General features: G+C 39.1%; 18 protein-coding genes. 9 read left to right on the forward strand and 9 right to left on the reverse strand.

Annotated elements, in window-relative coordinates:
- The first annotated feature begins 65 nt into the window (after positions 1-65).
- Together F886_RS04615 and F886_RS04620 are read left to right on the forward strand one after the other, a co-directional pair.
- Positions 66-725: an HAD family hydrolase gene (locus tag F886_RS04615; protein ID WP_005302039.1), complete on the forward strand. Its 660-nt coding sequence runs from the start codon at positions 66-68 to the stop codon at positions 723-725.
- 81 nt (positions 726-806) lie between these two features.
- A complete protein-coding gene (locus F886_RS04620) occupies positions 807-1058 on the forward strand; it encodes a hypothetical protein (protein ID WP_005302041.1) in 252 nt (83 codons plus the stop codon).
- A gap of 12 nt (positions 1059-1070) precedes the next feature.
- On the opposite strand, the gene F886_RS04625 is transcribed toward F886_RS04620, so the two are convergent.
- Both F886_RS04625 and F886_RS04630 read right to left on the reverse strand, forming a co-directional pair.
- A complete protein-coding gene (locus tag F886_RS04625; RefSeq protein WP_005302044.1) occupies positions 1071-1931 on the reverse strand; it encodes a LysR family transcriptional regulator in 861 nt (286 codons plus the stop codon).
- A gap of 115 nt (positions 1932-2046) precedes the next feature.
- Complete coding sequence (locus tag F886_RS04630) at positions 2047-2301, reverse strand: DUF2061 domain-containing protein (RefSeq protein ID WP_171067765.1); 255 nt, start codon at positions 2299-2301, stop codon at positions 2047-2049.
- Between the two features lie 236 nt (positions 2302-2537).
- Between F886_RS04630 and leuC the strand changes: the two genes are divergently transcribed.
- The 4 genes from leuC (at position 2538) to leuB (ending at position 6437) form a co-directional block, all read left to right on the forward strand.
- The gene (gene leuC / locus F886_RS04635) at positions 2538-3956 is read left to right on the forward strand and encodes a 3-isopropylmalate dehydratase large subunit (RefSeq protein ID WP_004794861.1); all 1419 of its coding nucleotides are present in this window, start codon (positions 2538-2540) and stop codon (positions 3954-3956) included.
- A gap of 18 nt (positions 3957-3974) precedes the next feature.
- Positions 3975-4622 (forward strand): 3-isopropylmalate dehydratase small subunit, encoded by a 648-nt coding sequence (leuD, locus tag F886_RS04640; RefSeq protein ID WP_003654711.1) that lies wholly within the window; start codon positions 3975-3977, stop codon positions 4620-4622.
- 112 nt (positions 4623-4734) lie between these two features.
- Complete coding sequence (locus tag F886_RS04645) at positions 4735-5319, forward strand: hypothetical protein (protein ID WP_005302052.1); 585 nt, start codon at positions 4735-4737, stop codon at positions 5317-5319.
- Positions 5320-5357: 38 nt separating this feature from the next.
- Complete coding sequence (gene leuB / locus F886_RS04650; protein WP_004640985.1) at positions 5358-6437, forward strand: 3-isopropylmalate dehydrogenase; 1080 nt, start codon at positions 5358-5360, stop codon at positions 6435-6437.
- A gap of 53 nt (positions 6438-6490) precedes the next feature.
- Here the strand turns inward: leuB and F886_RS04655 are convergent, their stop codons facing one another.
- Positions 6491-6898, reverse strand: coding sequence for a hypothetical protein (locus F886_RS04655; RefSeq protein ID WP_005302055.1), 408 nt, complete (start codon positions 6896-6898; stop codon positions 6491-6493).
- Between the two features lie 174 nt (positions 6899-7072).
- On the opposite strand from F886_RS04655, the gene F886_RS04660 reads away from it, so the two are divergent.
- Entirely contained in the window at positions 7073-7444 is a 372-nt protein-coding gene (locus F886_RS04660) for a lysozyme inhibitor LprI family protein (protein WP_005302057.1), read from the forward strand.
- A gap of 51 nt (positions 7445-7495) precedes the next feature.
- Here the strand turns inward: F886_RS04660 and infA are convergent, their stop codons facing one another.
- Positions 7496-7717, reverse strand: a complete 222-nt coding sequence (gene infA, locus F886_RS04665) for a translation initiation factor IF-1 (RefSeq protein ID WP_001284370.1) — start codon at positions 7715-7717, stop codon at positions 7496-7498.
- Between the two features lie 263 nt (positions 7718-7980).
- Between infA and F886_RS04670 the strand changes: the two genes are divergently transcribed.
- Positions 7981-8991 carry an AraC family transcriptional regulator gene (locus tag F886_RS04670; protein WP_005302061.1) on the forward strand — a complete coding sequence of 337 codons (1011 nt, stop codon included), beginning with the start codon at positions 7981-7983 and terminating at the stop codon, positions 8989-8991.
- 23 nt (positions 8992-9014) lie between these two features.
- On the opposite strand, the gene truA is transcribed toward F886_RS04670, so the two are convergent.
- The 5 genes from truA to asd all read right to left on the reverse strand — a co-directional run bounded on the left by truA (position 9015) and on the right by asd (position 14822).
- A complete protein-coding gene (gene truA / locus F886_RS04675) occupies positions 9015-9812 on the reverse strand; it encodes a tRNA pseudouridine(38-40) synthase TruA (protein ID WP_005302063.1) in 798 nt (265 codons plus the stop codon).
- 14 nt (positions 9813-9826) lie between these two features.
- The gene (locus tag F886_RS04680) at positions 9827-10798 is read right to left on the reverse strand and encodes an asparaginase (protein WP_034590840.1); all 972 of its coding nucleotides are present in this window, start codon (positions 10796-10798) and stop codon (positions 9827-9829) included.
- Positions 10799-10853: 55 nt separating this feature from the next.
- Positions 10854-12146 (reverse strand): hypothetical protein, encoded by a 1293-nt coding sequence (locus F886_RS04685; RefSeq protein ID WP_005302066.1) that lies wholly within the window; start codon positions 12144-12146, stop codon positions 10854-10856.
- A gap of 59 nt (positions 12147-12205) precedes the next feature.
- Positions 12206-13555: a type IV pilus assembly protein FimV gene (locus F886_RS04690; RefSeq protein WP_005302070.1), complete on the reverse strand. Its 1350-nt coding sequence runs from the start codon at positions 13553-13555 to the stop codon at positions 12206-12208.
- A 148-nt stretch (positions 13556-13703) separates the two neighbouring features.
- Positions 13704-14822, reverse strand: coding sequence for an aspartate-semialdehyde dehydrogenase (gene asd, locus F886_RS04695; RefSeq protein WP_005302075.1), 1119 nt, complete (start codon positions 14820-14822; stop codon positions 13704-13706).
- A gap of 187 nt (positions 14823-15009) precedes the next feature.
- Between asd and F886_RS04700 the strand changes: the two genes are divergently transcribed.
- Positions 15010-16137 (forward strand): endonuclease/exonuclease/phosphatase family protein, encoded by a 1128-nt coding sequence (locus tag F886_RS04700; protein WP_005302078.1) that lies wholly within the window; start codon positions 15010-15012, stop codon positions 16135-16137.
- The last annotated feature ends 470 nt before the right edge of the window (positions 16138-16607 follow it).

Genomic DNA, 16607 nt, shown 5'->3' on the forward strand with positions numbered 1-16607 from the left:
TCTATCGACTAGCGGAGATAGATTTACATTTTTTTTCTTAAATTTCAGTTTAAACGAGAATTTTCATGAAACTGGCGTTGTTTGATTTAGACCATACCTTGTTAAATACCGATTCAGATCACTCGTGGGGTGAATTTTTAGTCAATGAAGGTTTGGTTGATCCGGTTCATCATCGTCAGATGAATGATAAATTTTATGAAGATTACAAAGCAGGACAACTTGACCCATATGCTTATAATGAATTTGTCTTTGGATTTTTAACAAAGCACGACAATAATTATTTAACTGAACTTCACCAGTTGTTCATGCAAAAAGTGATTCGCCCACAAATGCGTCCTAAGGGTTTTGATGCAATCAAAAAACATCAGGACTTAGGTCATACAATTGTGGGTATTACGGCAACAAGTGATTTTATTACTGCACCAATTTTCCGTGAATTTGGAATTACAGAAATTTTGGCAACCAATGCTGAAGTTGCTGAGGGGAAATATACAGGTAAAGTTGCTGGTTTGGCGTGTTACCAAAAGGGCAAACTTGCACGTCTAGATGATTGGTTGGAAGGACGTAGCGTATCTGAGTCTTGGGCGTATTCCGATTCAATCAATGATCGTTTTTTACTTGAATATGCAACGCATGCAATTGCAGTAAATCCTGATGATCGCCTTGAAAAACTGGCTCAAAAAAATAATTGGGATATTCAGGACTGGTCAATTCCACAGGCATGATATTCCTCAAGATTTGAATCGCTTTTGCAGCATTCAGAGCAAGGGCGATTGAAATCGGTCATGATGATGAGTGAGGATATGATGGATAATCAGAATGAGGCCGAAGAAAAGAAAACCCGTAGAGGTAAATTTTTTGAACAAATGGGTGAAGAACTGATTAATGGTTTCCTCACAGTTCTTGGTGAGCTTTTTATTTACATTGTTTTTCTGTTATTTTCAGGTACTTTGATTGGCATTGTCGTTGCCGCAATTTTCTTTGGTTGGGGCGTTCTGTTTTTACTACTACCTTTTGCTGTTTTAATTTATATCCTTTTTAAAAAATATAGTCGTTAATTCAATCACTCCTTATTCCTGCATCATTTTAATGAGTTCTTGCATAGCTCTAGATTGCGTACGTGCAGGATGCCACACCATGCCTAATTGGCGATTCATTTCTACATCTAAATCAAGTTGCTGCATATCTTGATTCAGTAGAGTTTTTGGTAGTACTGACCAACCTAAACCAATCGACACCAACATGCGAATAGACTCAAGAGGGTTATTACTCATAGTGATTTTTGGTTTAAGCCCTTGTTTTTCAAACTCGGCTAATGTGATTTGGGCGGTGTAAGTTTGTGCAGCGGGCAATAGGCTTGGATATTCAATTAAATCTTGTAAGGTGAGATTCTTCTTTTGTGCTAATGGGTGAAATGGCGCAGCAACAAAAACTAAAGGATCATTCCAGATTGTAATGTAGTTAAGACGCTCATCACCTGAAGGAGGAAGTGTTAAGAATGCTAACTCCAAATCACCAGCCAGTACTTGTTCATGAGCTTGTTCTGAATCAACAAAATGCACATCTAAAGTAACCTGCGGAAATTGTTGAACAAAGTGTTTAAGTGGGGACGGTAAATGATGCAAGCCAATATGGTGACTCGTACCGACTTTTAAGCGGCCTTGTACCTGAGTTTGTTCATGGCTAAGCGTATGGTGAATATCACCCAGCTCATTTAGCCAGTTTTTAACTTTTGGTAATAATGAATGTGCAGCATGAGTTGCCTGTACACCTCGGCCTGCGGACTCAAATAGTTTTACACCAAAATATTCTTCTAAGCTGTGAATTCGTTTGGTAACAGCAGGTTGAGTAATAAATAATTGATCTGCTGCCACAGAGATAGACCCTGTTTCCATAACTTTTACAAAAGCTTCAAAGGCTGCAAGATTCATAATACAACTCAACTTGGAATAGAAAAATCGAGGGGCTAAAGTTGCCGAGCCAAAATCGTATCATGCTTGCAGCAAAACGAGTGAGAAAGTTGTGAATTACCGCACTAATCTTAGCCTAAGCCATTGTTTCTTTTTCGGCTAAGGCTGATACGCGGCGATCTTTAGCTGCCCAAACTTTTTCATGGAAGAAAAAAGCAAATGCTTGTACGGTTGGTTCGAGCATACTTAAGGTTAAAGCCATCCAGATATTACCTGTTACAAAGTATGCAACTATCATTGCTACACTAATATGCATAATGTAATAGCTGAAGGTTTTCTTTAAGGTACGTTGATTATTTATAACGAATTTTTGAATATTAGCCATGATCATTCTCTTTAGCCGCTTTGATATTTTTAGTATAGAGATGTGAGTATAAGATTAAAAATTGATTATGCAAATGATAATCATTAGCAAAAACGATTTATTAAATTTGTGGTGTCTCAAAGGAATTATTATTTATTCCAAAAAGTTTTCTAATTTATAAAAATGATAAATTAGATTTATGTGAAACTCTGGCTATAATCGAAGAAAGATTAGAATTACCCAGTCCAATGGAGCAAGACGACATGGCAGGCAAAACTTTATATGACAAATTGTGGGATGACCACGTTGTTTCACAGCGTGATGATGGCTCATGTTTACTTTATATTGACCGTCATTTATTGCATGAAGTGACTAGTCCACAAGCATTTGAAGGTTTGCAACTTGCAGGTCGTCAACCATGGCGTTTAAGTGCAAACGTTGCTACACCTGACCATAACGTTCCAACTTCTAAAAAAGAGCGTGACCAAGGTATCGCAGGTATTGAAGATGATACGTCTCGTATTCAAGTTCAAACCTTAGATGACAACTGTAAAGCTTTTAATATTGTTGAATTCAGCATTAATGATATCCGTCAGGGTATTGTGCATGTGGTTGGACCTGAACAGGGCTTAACTTTACCGGGCATGACAGTCGTATGTGGTGATTCACATACAGCTACTCACGGTGCTTTCGGTTGTTTGGCGCATGGTATTGGAACATCTGAAGTTGAACATGTGTTAGCAACACAATGTTTGATCCAGAAGAAATCTAAAAACATGTTAGTACGTGTAGATGGCGTATTAGGCAAAGGCGTCACACCAAAAGATGTTGTGTTGGCAATCATTGCTAAAATTGGTACCGCTGGTGGTACAGGCTATGCAATTGAGTTCGGTGGCCAAGTTTTCCGTGATATGTCGATTGAAGGACGTATGACGGTATGTAACATGGCGATTGAAGCTGGTGCTCGTGTCGGTATGGTTGCTGTTGATGACAAAACTGTTGAATATGTGAAAGGCCGTAGCTACGCACCAAAAGGCGAGCAATGGGAACAAGCTGTTGCTTACTGGGACACTTTGCATTCAGATGAAGATGCAGTGTTTGATGCAGTCGTTGAATTAAATGGCGCAGAGATCGAGCCACAAGTGTCTTGGGGAACTTCACCTGAGATGGTTATTCCAGTCACAGAAGCTGTCCCAACTTTAGAACAAGCGAAAGATGACGTTCAACGCAATGACTGGACGCGTGCTTATCAATATATGGGTTTAAATGCAGGTCAAGCATTAGCTGATATTCAACTTGATCGTGTCTTTATCGGTTCTTGCACTAACTCTCGTATTGAAGATATTCGTGCTGCGGCTGAAGTGGTTAAAGGCCGTAAAGTAGCCTCTAGCATTAAGCAAGCCATGATTGTTCCGGGTTCAGGTTTAGTTAAACAACAGGCAGAAAAAGAAGGCTTGGATAAAATCTTCTTGGAAGCTGGTTTTGAATGGCGTGAACCGGGTTGTTCAATGTGTTTAGCAATGAATGCAGATAAGTTACAACCGGGTGAACACTGTGCATCGACGTCTAACCGTAACTTCGAAGGTCGTCAAGGCAATGGTGGTCGCACTCACTTGGTGAGCCCAGCAATGGCGGCAGCGGCTGCAATCGCAGGTCACTTTGTTGATGTTCGTTCATTTTAATTCGGTCTGGAGCAAACCATGAAAGCTTATACAGTTGAACAAGGTATCGTTGCACCATTAGATCGTGCCAATGTTGATACAGATTTAATTATTCCAAAACAGTTTTTGAAATCAATCAAACGTACTGGTTTTGGCGATAACTTATTTGATGAACTTCGTTATTTAGATGAAGGTTATCCGGGGCAAGATAACTCGGTACGTCCCAAAAATCCGGATTTCGTTTTGAATCAACCACGTTATCAAGGCGCAAATGTTTTAATTGCTCGTACTAACTTCGGTTGTGGTTCAAGTCGTGAGCATGCACCTTGGGCATTGAATGAATACGGTTTCCGTACTGTTATTGCGCCAAGCTTTGCTGATATTTTCTTTAATAACTGTTTCAAAAATGGCATGTTACCTGTCATTTTGTCAGAGGAAATTGTTGATCAGTTATTTAAAGAATGTGCTGCCAATGAAGGATATCAATTAACAATTGATTTAGCGGCTCAAGAAGTGCGTACCCCAACAGGTGAAGCTTTTAAATTTGAAGTTGACCCATTTCGCAAGCATTGCTTGTTAAATGGCTTGGATGATATTGGTTTAACGCTTCAAAATGCGGATGCAATTCGCGCTTATGAAGAAAAAACTAAACAGGTTCGTCCTTGGGTATTCCAAGAGTTAAATTAACCTTTTGGTACATTTTAAACATAGCCATGGCGTAGTGTTCAAACTCTTGCTAACATGCTAAAGCATAAAAACACCTTAAAATTATGCACTAGATGAGGATTGGGCTTGAACAATGAAGAGGAACGTTACTCATAGCTTTTTGTTGAGCCTGTGCGCAATAACACTCAGTGCTTGTCAGAGCACGTATAATGTAGTGGATACTGTCCGTATTAAGCAGGCTGAACAAGAAAATTTGGGGCAGAATGCAGCAATATATTGTTCGGGCGCGAAGAGTTGTGAATTTGAACGACTAAATGATATTACTGTAGTGGATGCGCAAACACGACGAATTAGTAATCAGGCAATTCATCAAGGAATTGTAAGATTGCACGGTTCAGTGCTTGGTCAAACCAACAGTTTATATTTATCTGTGCCCGCTAAACAATATGAAGTGGTGATCCGTTTCTATCCGATTTCTCCAGATCGGGCAGAAACATTTCATGTGATTCACCAGTTTAATGCCAACCATCGCTATACATTTAAAATGTACCGAGACAAATCTAACCGTTCGGGTAGTTTGCTCAATGTTTCTGTACCAGATCCATTATGTGTCGATTTAGATCAGGATGGGCGTGTAATTCGCCGTTTTTGTCGACCATTTGATGTAACAACAGGGCTAGGCGAGTTCCTTGAACAGAAAAAACTAACACCGCGGTAAATATAACGCTGCTTGTTTTTGGAAAATGGAAAAAGTTCATGTCTAAACAGATTTTAATTTTAGCTGGTGATGGTATTGGTCCTGAAATTGTTGGGGCAGCAGAAAAAGTATTAAATACAGTAAATGAAAAATTTAATTTATCGTTAACTTGGGAACATGGCCTATTGGGCGGCGCAGCAATTGATGCGCATGGTGAACCGTATCCAGCTGTAACGAGTGAACAAGCAAAAAAAGCTGATGCAATTTTATTAGGTGCGGTAGGCGGACCAAAATGGGATGCGATTGAGCGCTCTATTCGCCCTGAACGTGGTCTTTTAAAAATTCGTAGTGAACTTAACTTGTTTGCTAACTTGCGCCCAGCAATTTTATATCCGCAATTAGCAGATGCTTCTAGCTTAAAACCTGAAATCGTTGCTGGCTTAGATATTTTAATTGTTCGTGAATTGACAGGTGGTATCTATTTCGGTCAGCCACGTGGTATCCGTGAACTCGAAAACGGCGAAAAACAAGGCTATAACACAGACGTTTATTCTGAAAGCGAAATTAAGCGCATTGCAAAAGTAGCTTTTGAACTTGCAGGGTTACGTGGTGGAAAGGTTTGTTCGGTCGATAAAGCGAACGTTTTAGAAGTTACAGAACTTTGGAAGCAAACAGTTACTGATTTACAGCAAGCAAGTTATTCAAACATTCAGCTTTCACATATGTATGTCGACAATGCTGCAATGCAACTTGTACGTGCGCCTAAACAGTTTGACGTGATCGTAACGGGTAACTTGTTTGGCGATATTTTATCTGATGAAGCAGCAATGCTTACAGGTTCAATCGGTATGTTGCCATCTGCATCTTTGGATGAAAATGGCAAAGGTATGTATGAGCCTTGTCATGGTTCTGCACCTGACATCGCTGGTCAAAATGTGGCTAACCCATTAGCAACGATTCTTTCTGTTGCAATGATGCTTCGTTATACCTTCCGTGAAGAAGCTGCTGCAAAAGCAATTGAAGACGCTGTAGGTCAAGTACTTGATCAAGGTTTGCGTACAGCAGATATTATGTCTGAAGGTATGACAAAAGTTGGTACAGCTGAGATGGGTGAGGCAGTTGTTGCTGCTCTTGCTTAAAAGCTTCTTATAAAAAACGCAGCTCAATGCTGCGTTTTTTTTGTGCCTATGTTTTAGCAGGCTTTACCTTCATATTGAATAGACTCAGCAATATCATTCTTCAGCTGAAAAATAACTTTGCAGTTGAAATTCAAATCGTAAGAATTACCACCCAAATTACCTGATTGTATAGCGACAGAATTACCTCTCATGTCGACATTAGTCACCATTGGGATTGGAATGTTTAATGGACGTAAAATCGTATAGATGAGCTGATTGGATGTTTTCTGTGGAGTATTTGCGACTTGAAAACCAAGACTTCGTAGATTGATATCTTGCCGAATGGTGTTCGATGATTTGCCTAGAAAGCCCTTTAAATATTCTTGTAAATCTATAGATTGGCGTGGATGGCTAGTACAAGCGCTCATATTCATGACAATTAAACAAAGTAGGCCAATTTGACACCGAGTAGCTGTATTCATTTTTATCTCAATAAAAAATTATATTTATTATTAAAGAACAATAGGTTGGATTTGAATACTTGTAAAGTAAAAAAGGAAGATTATGATAAATAGAAGGTAAATTTGTCTTGCGATTTATCATTACATTCAAATCGTTTTAATAATAATTTCATAGAAAACTTAAGGAAGAAAAGTATGAGAAAAATAGTTTTGGCTTTTTTATGCAGCTTTGGAATGACTGCGGTCTATGCCGATAACTGCGATAGTGCCCGAAATACTTACGATGATATTTACTGTACAAATAAAATTTATGCGAGTGCTGATACAGATCTGAACAAGAACTATCAAGCATTGCGCGTAAAATTAAATACGGCGCAAAAAAATATTCTTAAAAAATCTCAACTCGCGTGGATACGTCAACGTGATGCAGATTGTACAGATTCAAACAGGAATAGCGTAGACGTGCAATGTCGTTTACAGACAACGCAAGAAAGAAACCATTGGCTGCAAGAAAGACTGCGTGAATGCCAAACGGTAGGATGTAAAACCAGTCGCTTAAGTGAATAAACAACGCAATAAAAAAGCCACATCATAAAGTGGCTTTTTTGCATTCACTAATTAGCGAGCACGGTACGTAATACGACCTTTAGTGAGGTCATATGGAGTCATTTCGACTTTTACACTGTCGCCAGTAAGAATACGAATATAGTGTTTACGCATTTTACCAGAAATGTGTGCAATAACTTCGTGACCGTTTTCAAGACGTACACGGAACATCGTATTAGGAAGCGTTTCGGTGACAACGCCTTCGAACTCAATGAGTTCCTCTTTATTGGCCATAGCCTACCTGATGATCAAATTGGAAAGGCGCAAATTATAGTCAATTTATTTAAAAAAAACAAGATAGACATCCTTTTGCTAAAGCATCTGGTTAAAGTATGACTAATAAAAAAAGATGTAATTTTTTTCATAAAAGAAGAGTAATTCTGTTGTCAGTTTGGTCAATCAACGCTAATCTAAAATCATAGTTATTAGGGACTGTTAATTGCGTAAAGGTCAACAGCCCTAAATATCAATGAAGTATCTACATGGAAGGGCACTGCGTGGGTCAGCTAACAGATGCATCAGTTGTATTACGCTTTGGCTATCAAGCGATTCGTCGTGCGGGTTTGCCAACAGAAGAAATATTAACCAAAGCGGGAGTTGCTTTAAATCAGGTTGATACAAATGCACGTACACCGTTAAGTGCACAGTACGCCTTTTGGACTGCCGCTCAGGAAGTCAGTAAAGATCCAGATATCGGTTTGCATTTAGGCGAGCATTTGCCTTTGTACCGTGGTCAGGTCATTGAACATCTATTTATTAGTAGTGAAACTTTTGGTGAAGGGCTAAAACGGGCCTTGGCTTATCAGCGACTCATTAGTGACGCATTTGATGCGAAACTAGTCATTGAAGAAGGGCGTTGCTATTTAACCAATGGTCAACAGATCGGTGCTGATAATCTTGTTAATCGTCACTTCTCTGAATGTGCAATTTCAGGCATCCTTAGATTTTTTAAATTTATTACCGAAGGGCAATTTCATCCCATCTTCATCGATTTTAATTTTAGCGAAGGTGCTTCTGAGGATGAATATTTCCGAGTGTATGGCTGCCCAGTCAGTTTAGGTCAGAAAGAGACACGTTTATATTTTGATCCAGCTATTCTAGATTTTCAGCTTTGGCAAGCAGAGCCTGAGTTATTGCAGTTGCATGAGCAGCTCGCGATTGAAAAATTACAGGAATTGGCTCGTTATGATTTAGTAGGTGAAGTTCGTCGCGCAATTGGTTCAACGTTGGAAAGTGGAGAAACAACCTTAGAAACGGTTGCAGCTCAGTTGAATATTACTCCACGTCGCTTACGTACTCAGCTAAGCGAAGCCAATACTAGTTTTCAGCAAATCTTGTCAGATTATCGCTGTCGATTAGCTAAAAAACTTTTGGCAAATACCAACGAGAGTGTTGAGCGTATTGTGTATTTAACTGGCTTCTCTGAACCGAGTACGTTTTACCGCGCATTTAAGCGTTGGACGAATGAGACACCGGTTGAGTATCGTAAGCGTAAACAACACCGGTAGAAACATACAGCATTGGGCTAAGCTTATTCAGGTAAGTTTAGCCAATGTGGTCCAAGCGGTGGCTGTGGCAAATCAAACTGCTCTGGGTAATTACACTGAATAAAATAAAGACCGTCGGGTGGGGCTGTTACTCCTGCCGCTTTACGATCCTGTGCAGCAAACATTGTATCGATATGATCAATTTCATACATACCTTGACCAATTTCAAGTAAACATCCAACAATATTGCGAACCATATGGTGTAAAAAACCATCTGCTTCAATATCTAAAACCAAATAGCGCCCGTGTTCAAATAAACGGCAATGTTTTACATGTCGAACAGGCTGGTTTGACTGGCATGCTGCTGCACGAAAAGTTTCAAAGTTATGCGTTCCTTCAAATTTACTGGCAGCTCCAATCATCTTTTGCACATCTAACTTTTGGTAAACGTGAGTAACCTGTTTATGCAGGAGTGCAGGGCGATGAGGCGTGTTATATATAATATAGCGGTAACGTCGAGCAGTCGCTTTAAAACGGGCATGAAAACTTTCATCCATCAGCTTAATCCACTGAATGGAAATATCTTTGGGTAATTGGCTATTTGCCCCTCTTAACCACCCCATCTCTGGCCGAATGGCATGAGTATCGAAGTGTGCCACCATATTTGTCGCATGTACTCCTGCATCGGTACGACCAGCACCATGGAGTGCTATAGGTTCATTTGCGACTTTGCTAAGCACACGTTCAATCGTTTCTTGTACGCTGGCAACGCCTGGCTGTTGTGTTTGCCAACCTCGATATTGAACTCCGCTAAATTCAATACCGACTGCATAACGTTGCATGGCTTTACCTCTATTTAATGCAAATTTTCGTTCCAATGGCTGAACCATTGTTCTGGGGTTGAGTATTTTAAATAGATTTGAAGTGCTTTTGCATAGAGATCTGCGTGACTATGCGCATCATTAATGACAATTTTTGCAGTTTTGGCCCAAGCACTAATCGCATAACGTTGATCAATACCACCAAACGTCACCTGAGTTGTAAGAATCGGAACGCAGCCATGTGTATAGAGCTCATCTAATGTTGCTAGCAACTCTTGATTAACAGCTATGTTTCCAGTACCAAAGCCTTGTAATACTAAAAATTGAGGTGGGGCTGGTAGTAAGTTTCGTAATTGTTGGACAAGTTGACTGGTCGCAATAGGTTGCATCATCCAGTTTAAAATCTGGAATGAAGCCGCTTTTTCAATTTGAGCATCTTGTACGATCAATTCATTTTGCTGAGGCGTAAACTCAACTTCACTACTTAGACCTGAAAATGCATCGAGTTCAGTCGTATGCGTTTTTAATGCAGTTTGTGCATGGAATACTTGATGATGGAATGCAAGATACGCACCTACAGGTAGGGCAATCACTTGTTCTAATGCAAGATATAAGTTCTCAATTGCATCAGTAAATTCACGAGTATTATCACCTTGAACATTGAGTAACGGGTATTGGCTACCAGTAATCACAATATGACAGCTTTGGCCTAAAAAGCGAGCTAGGGTTGCAGCAGCATAACTAAGAGTATCTGTACCATGAATAACGATGAAGTGTTGATAACCTTCGAGTTGGAGCTGTTGTATACGTTGAATAAGACGTAGCCAATCAGGTGCTGTACAAGCACTGCTATCTACAATATTTGGGGCAGCAAAACAGTCAACTGTTAAGTGGGGTGGTATAACTTTTTCAAGTTGAGGCAAGAATTGGTCATATGGCATAGGCGCTAAAGGTTCACCTACACAGCCAAAAGTACCACCCATATAAAATAAGGCTATTTTTTTCATCTTTTTCATGCACAAAAGCAGTCATCTTTGACTGCTTATGGTAAAACGATCAGCCTTAAGAAGCTATGCGATTTAGTAGATTTTTCGCGCGTTGTTGTTGCTCTGTGTTGAATTTTTGCTCATTACTTGCCAACAAGGCGTGTGCTGCTGGGTAAGCGCCTAACTTGATGTATTGCTCTGCAAGTTGTAAGTCGAGTTCATTTTCATCTAACTGTTTTAATTCTGGAAATGCGTCTAGAAGTGGATCCTCTACTTGAGTTTGAGTCGCCTCTCCATTGACTGCCTCTATATGGTTTTGAGTTTCAATCTCTGGTGTTGTAACTAACGCTGGCTCATCTAACGAAAACTCAAGAGACGCGATTGAAGTTGCTTCTAATGGCGCTTGTTCTACGAGTGTAAGTTCATCTAATGATGGAGCTTGTTCAACAGATTTCGTCTCTGAACTTGAAGGCTTTAAGTCAAGGTTGAAATCTAAAGCATTGACGCTGTTCTCTTGATCTGCTTTTACCTCTACTGCTTGAGTTTTTTCCTCAGTTTCATGCAGAGGTGCCAAGTCAAAAGAAAACTCTAAATCAGCTAGCTCATTTGTTTCCTGAGATGACGATACTTCTGGTACTTGCTGAGATGTTGATACTTCTGGTTCATGTATAGGTTGGCTGGTAGTTTCTGTAGCAGCAGTTTTTTCGAGTGAAAAGTTAAATTCTAAAGGTTTAACTTCAACAGCAGGTTCTTGTTTTACAGGTGTATAGTCTTTCTGCAAGTCATCAAAAGAAGCTTCAGAAGAACTTGTTGTTAACTGATCAAACTGAGCTGTAGTGTCTGGTGTATTTTTTGGTTCTTCATATGTTTGAGCTTGAGGAAAATCGATGGCATCAGGTTGTCTTGATGACTCATATTCTTTTTGTCTAGTTTCTGCTTGAGTCGCTATTTCATTTAATGCCAAGCTACGAATATGGCCAATCAGTTGTGTTATAGCAAACTCATCTTTCTGTGCAATATGAACTTCAAGTAATAATAAATAAAGCGCATGCTGAGTATTGTCTTTTTTTAACGCCTGATTGACTTGAGCTTCAGCAGCTGAATATTGCTTTTCTTGAATGAGCTGTTGAATTTTTTGACGTACAGCTTCTGGAACAGGAGTGCTTTGTGGAATAGGTGGGAGAGTGTCTTCTACCACATTTACTTTGCTTTTTTCACGCGAGCTTTTACTCGATTTAGAGCTCGCTTTTTTATTGTTTTTTTTGTTTACCGTTTTAGGAGAAGTGGCCTCTTGTTTCTGGCTATTCTCGCGTTTTTTTAAAATAACAGCGACCACGAGTAATATGATGAATGGAATCACATATAACATTACTTTCCCCTTAAAAAATAAATATTTGCAATATAAAGCGAGCTAACTCTGGTTTTAACTTAATGTTTTTGTTTGTGAGTTTGTTGCTGTGCTTTTAACTGCTGTTGTAACTCTGCCAAGCGTGCATTCAAAAGTTGAATACGCTGGTCTTTTAAACGTAAAGTTTGATTTAGTTTGGTTACATTCCTTTGTAATGTAACGTTTTTTTCTCTTTTTGTCATAACTTTTACTGCTAACTCAGTATTGTTTTGACTTTGTTGTGTGCTCTTTTTAGCACTTCCATGTGTAGAATTTTGGCTGTTTTCAGCCACGATACTCATTTCTGCTTGTTGCAATCGGTATTTAGCTTGGCCAGAAGATGATTTTGCAGTATGTGTTATTTCTGTTTTTGATTTATTTTGCTGAGTTTTAGCGACAGGAGGGTGTGTGAGTTTTAGAGAAATTCCCTGACGTAAACGGTTTACATCACCTTGAATAAAAGCATGCTGGTTTTGTTTTTGGATATCATTCATGACCTTTGCAACTGGCTGTTTGGTTTTCGCTGCAATACGATTAGCAATGCTCCATAAAGATTCATTATGTTGTACTACATATTTACCTGAAGTTACTGGTCCTTTAGATGGACTTAGGGTTTGTTTCTTTGCAGTATTTTGACTGATATTTTTGGATGGAACAGGCTTCTTTTGTCCTGCTAAATTTTTAACGGTTGTCTTTGGCGAAGTATGGGCATTTGACTTAGTGATAGTGGGTTTGGTTTGTGCCTGATCGGGCGCCGTACCTGTTACAACTTGTTGAGCTGCTAGAGCTGAAGCGTTTTCACTAAGTGAGGGTGTTGAATTCGTATTTAATGCAGAGGCAGTGCCAGAGCTGATATTAAGATTTTGTTCACTATTAGAGTTTGTTGTAGTTGGGGTCGAAGTTGATGAAGCATATTGGGTGCTTTCTGGCAGATTTAATGCAATATCTTTCTCGTTAACAACAAACTGAGGAGATAAAGTACTTTCGTTATTTTCAGTCTTTTTTATCGGAGAAGGTTTAATTACCGTTTTAATATGCTGTAAACGCGTTGCAGAACCTTCACTGATTTTCACAACAATATTGAGCTCAGGATCATTAACAGGTCGGGATGAGGTAATCACAATAACCCCAGAACCTTGACCATTTTGGCGTGTATAAAAATTAAGATTTCCTGGAGGCTGATGAGTTACACCCAAAGCGCTTAAATCTTCAGGAGTCGCTAAACTCACTTGTAATGTAGCGTTGGGGTCAGCTTGTTGGAAATTCATTTCTGCATATAACAAATCCCCGGGCGCAGACTGAATTTGTATAGGGTCTAATGTAATCGCATAAAGAGAAGGCGAAGACATAATGGTGAAAATGGCAATTTTTAATTTGTTATAAACAGTCATCTCAATCCATGACCTAATAAGTCGTAAAGTCGTTCAAAATTATACAATAATGAAATGTAAATAAATTGTAAAATTTTTACAAACCAGTTACGAAAAAGCCGATCTAATGTGATCGGCTTTTCGTTTTGACTGAATAATTCAGACCAAATTATGAGCTCTTGTATTCTACTAAGATACGTAACATGCGACGTAAAGGTTCAGCAGCACCCCAAAGTAACTGATCACCTACTGTGAATGCGCCTAAATATTCTTTACCCATATTAAGTTTGCGCAAACGGCCAACAGGTACAGTTAAGGTGCCAGTTACAGCAACAGGTGTAAGGTCAGTCATAGACGCTTCACGAGTGTTTGGTACAACTTTCGCCCATTGGTTTGAAGTACGAATCATATCTTCGATTTCATCAAGCGGCACATCTTTTTTCAACTTGATTGTCAGTGCTTGAGAGTGACAACGCATCGCGCCAATACGGACACAGTGGCCATCGATCGGAACAATTTGTGAATTACCCAAGATCTTGTTGGTTTCAACCTGACCTTTCCACTCTTCTTTTGACTGACCGCTTTCGAGCTGTTTATCAATATAAGGAATCAACGATCCAGCTAATGGCACGCCAAAGTTAGCAGATGGGAAACCTTCGCCACGTTGTAACTCAGCAACTTGGCGATCGATATCCAAAATCGCAGATTTAGGATCATCTAACAATGTTTTGGTATTGTTATATAAGTAGCCCATACCAGTAATTAGCTCACGCATGTTTTGTGCGCCAGCGCCTGATGCTGCTTGATAAGTCATAGCAGTCATCCACTCCACCAAATTGTTTTGGAAAAGTGAACCTACACCCATCAACATAAGCGATACTGTACAGTTACCGCCTACGAAAGTTTTGGTGCCGTTAACCAAACCGTCTTTAATAACGTTAAGGTTTACTGGGTCAAGAACGATGATCGCATCATCTGACATACGTAAAGTAGAGGCTGCATCAATCCAGTAGCCATCCCAACCAGTTGCTTTTAACTGTGGGAAAACTTCAGACGTATAGTCACCACCTTGACAGGTAATAATGACATCCATTTGCTTCAGACTATTAATGTCTGTAGCTTCCATAAGTGCTGGGGCAGACTTACCACCAAATGAAGGAGCTTCACCACCTGCATTACTGGTAGAGAAATAAAATGGCTCAATATGAGCAAAATCATTCTCTTCAACCATACGTTGCATAAGGACGGAACCGACCATCCCGCGCCAACCGACCAGACCTACTTTCATGTCATTTTGCCTCGGTGCGTTAAAATTGTTAGGGGGAGTTGAGTGTATCAAAAGTGTCCACAACTGCAAGCGTTACAGAAACAAAACACCATGTTTATTGAGTAGAATATCTTGTTTATGTTACATACAAAATTGATAAAGATGACAAAAAATTTAAAAACCAAATCATCTTAAAAGAGAAAATTCAATGATTTATGTCGAAGTTCTAGCTGGTCTGGTGATTTGGTTAAGTTTCTGGTCACTTATTCCTCGTGATGAGTGGTGGTTTCGTGGCGCCGATTTTCCTCGTTTGCAGATTCTATTTGTTGGTCTATTAGCCTTTATAGGAATGTTATTTTGGCCGGGCGAATGGAATCTATGGCGTGAAATAGTGCTTGCTGTGCTTATGGCGGCCATCGCCTATCAGCTTAAAATGGTTTTGCCTTATACCTTGCTCTGGAAAAAACAGGTTAAACAGGTCAAATCATCTCAGTTAGACCAACAAAAGCAAATTTCATTAATTGTATCGAATGTTCTAACCCCAAATGATAAATATCATTTACTGCTTGAGCAGATCAGGACATTAAAACCAGATTTACTACTTACATTGGAAAGTGATAAGACTTGGGAAAATGCTTTAAAAGAAATTGAAGAAGATTATCCTTATCGCGTTCCCGTGCCTTTAGATAATTTATACGGCATGCATTTATATAGTCGATTACCTCTATCGAATACTGAAGTTAAATTTATTTTAAGTGATGAAATTCCGTCTATTCATACTACTGTGACCTTACGATCTGGTATGCCAGTTCAACTCTATTGTTTACATCCGAAGCCACCGAGTCCAACCGAGGCGAAAGATTCGACTTTACGTGATGCAGAGCTTTTAATTGTTGGCGACCAGATTAAAGACTTAGATGAAAGCTGTATTGTGATGGGAGATTTAAATGATGTAGCGTGGTCGCGGACTACGCGTTTGTTCCAGCGGATTAGTGGGCTACTTGACCCACGAGTTGGGCGACATTTTATTAATACTTTTCATGCAGATTATCCATTGCTGCGTTGGTCTTTAGATCATATTTTTCATAGTACGGATTTTGGTTTAGTTAAAATGCAGCGTTTACCACATATTGGATCTGATCATTTTCCTGTATATGTTGTTTTGCAGACTGGCCGAATATTTGAACATATTCAAGAGGAATTAGAACAAACTCAAACCGATGAAGAAGAGGCTCAAAGTGCTATACAAGAAGGGATTGCAAAGGCTGAAAAAGAAGAAAAAATTGTGACTGATAAAATTGCACAGCCTTATAAAGAAAAAGAATATAAAAATTGATGTAAGCAATATCGTACAAAGATTTGAGTCTAGGGCGAATAGGCAGGGGGGGATAAAAACCTTATTCTACATTCATCGGCACACGGAAACGGGAATGGACAATCCCACGTAAGGATACACAAAGCTGATATGGAATAGCATCACGGATTAGATGTTGGAACGGAAACGATAAAAATAACGATTAACCTGAAAGCACAACCTCATTTACCCGAGTTTTGCAGGACGCAGAACTCGGGTTAATATTTTATATATACCATATTTAATTTATCGTAAAAAAAGAAATATTTTTAAGTTAATCTTAATTTTAAAATCTATCTAATGATAGGTAAGCTCTCATCTATATCTAAGTAATTTTCAATGAAAATAGATACAATTTTTTTTTTAGATAAGTTTCTGTTTTTATAGATTATTGATGAATAAATATGGGTTTTCATCTGTTTAGAGATAAATTGGGGTTGTTTAATTAGCAA

The sequence above is a fragment of the Acinetobacter sp. NIPH 542 genome, from assembly GCF_000369825.1.
GTDB lineage: Bacteria > Pseudomonadota > Gammaproteobacteria > Pseudomonadales > Moraxellaceae > Acinetobacter > Acinetobacter oleivorans.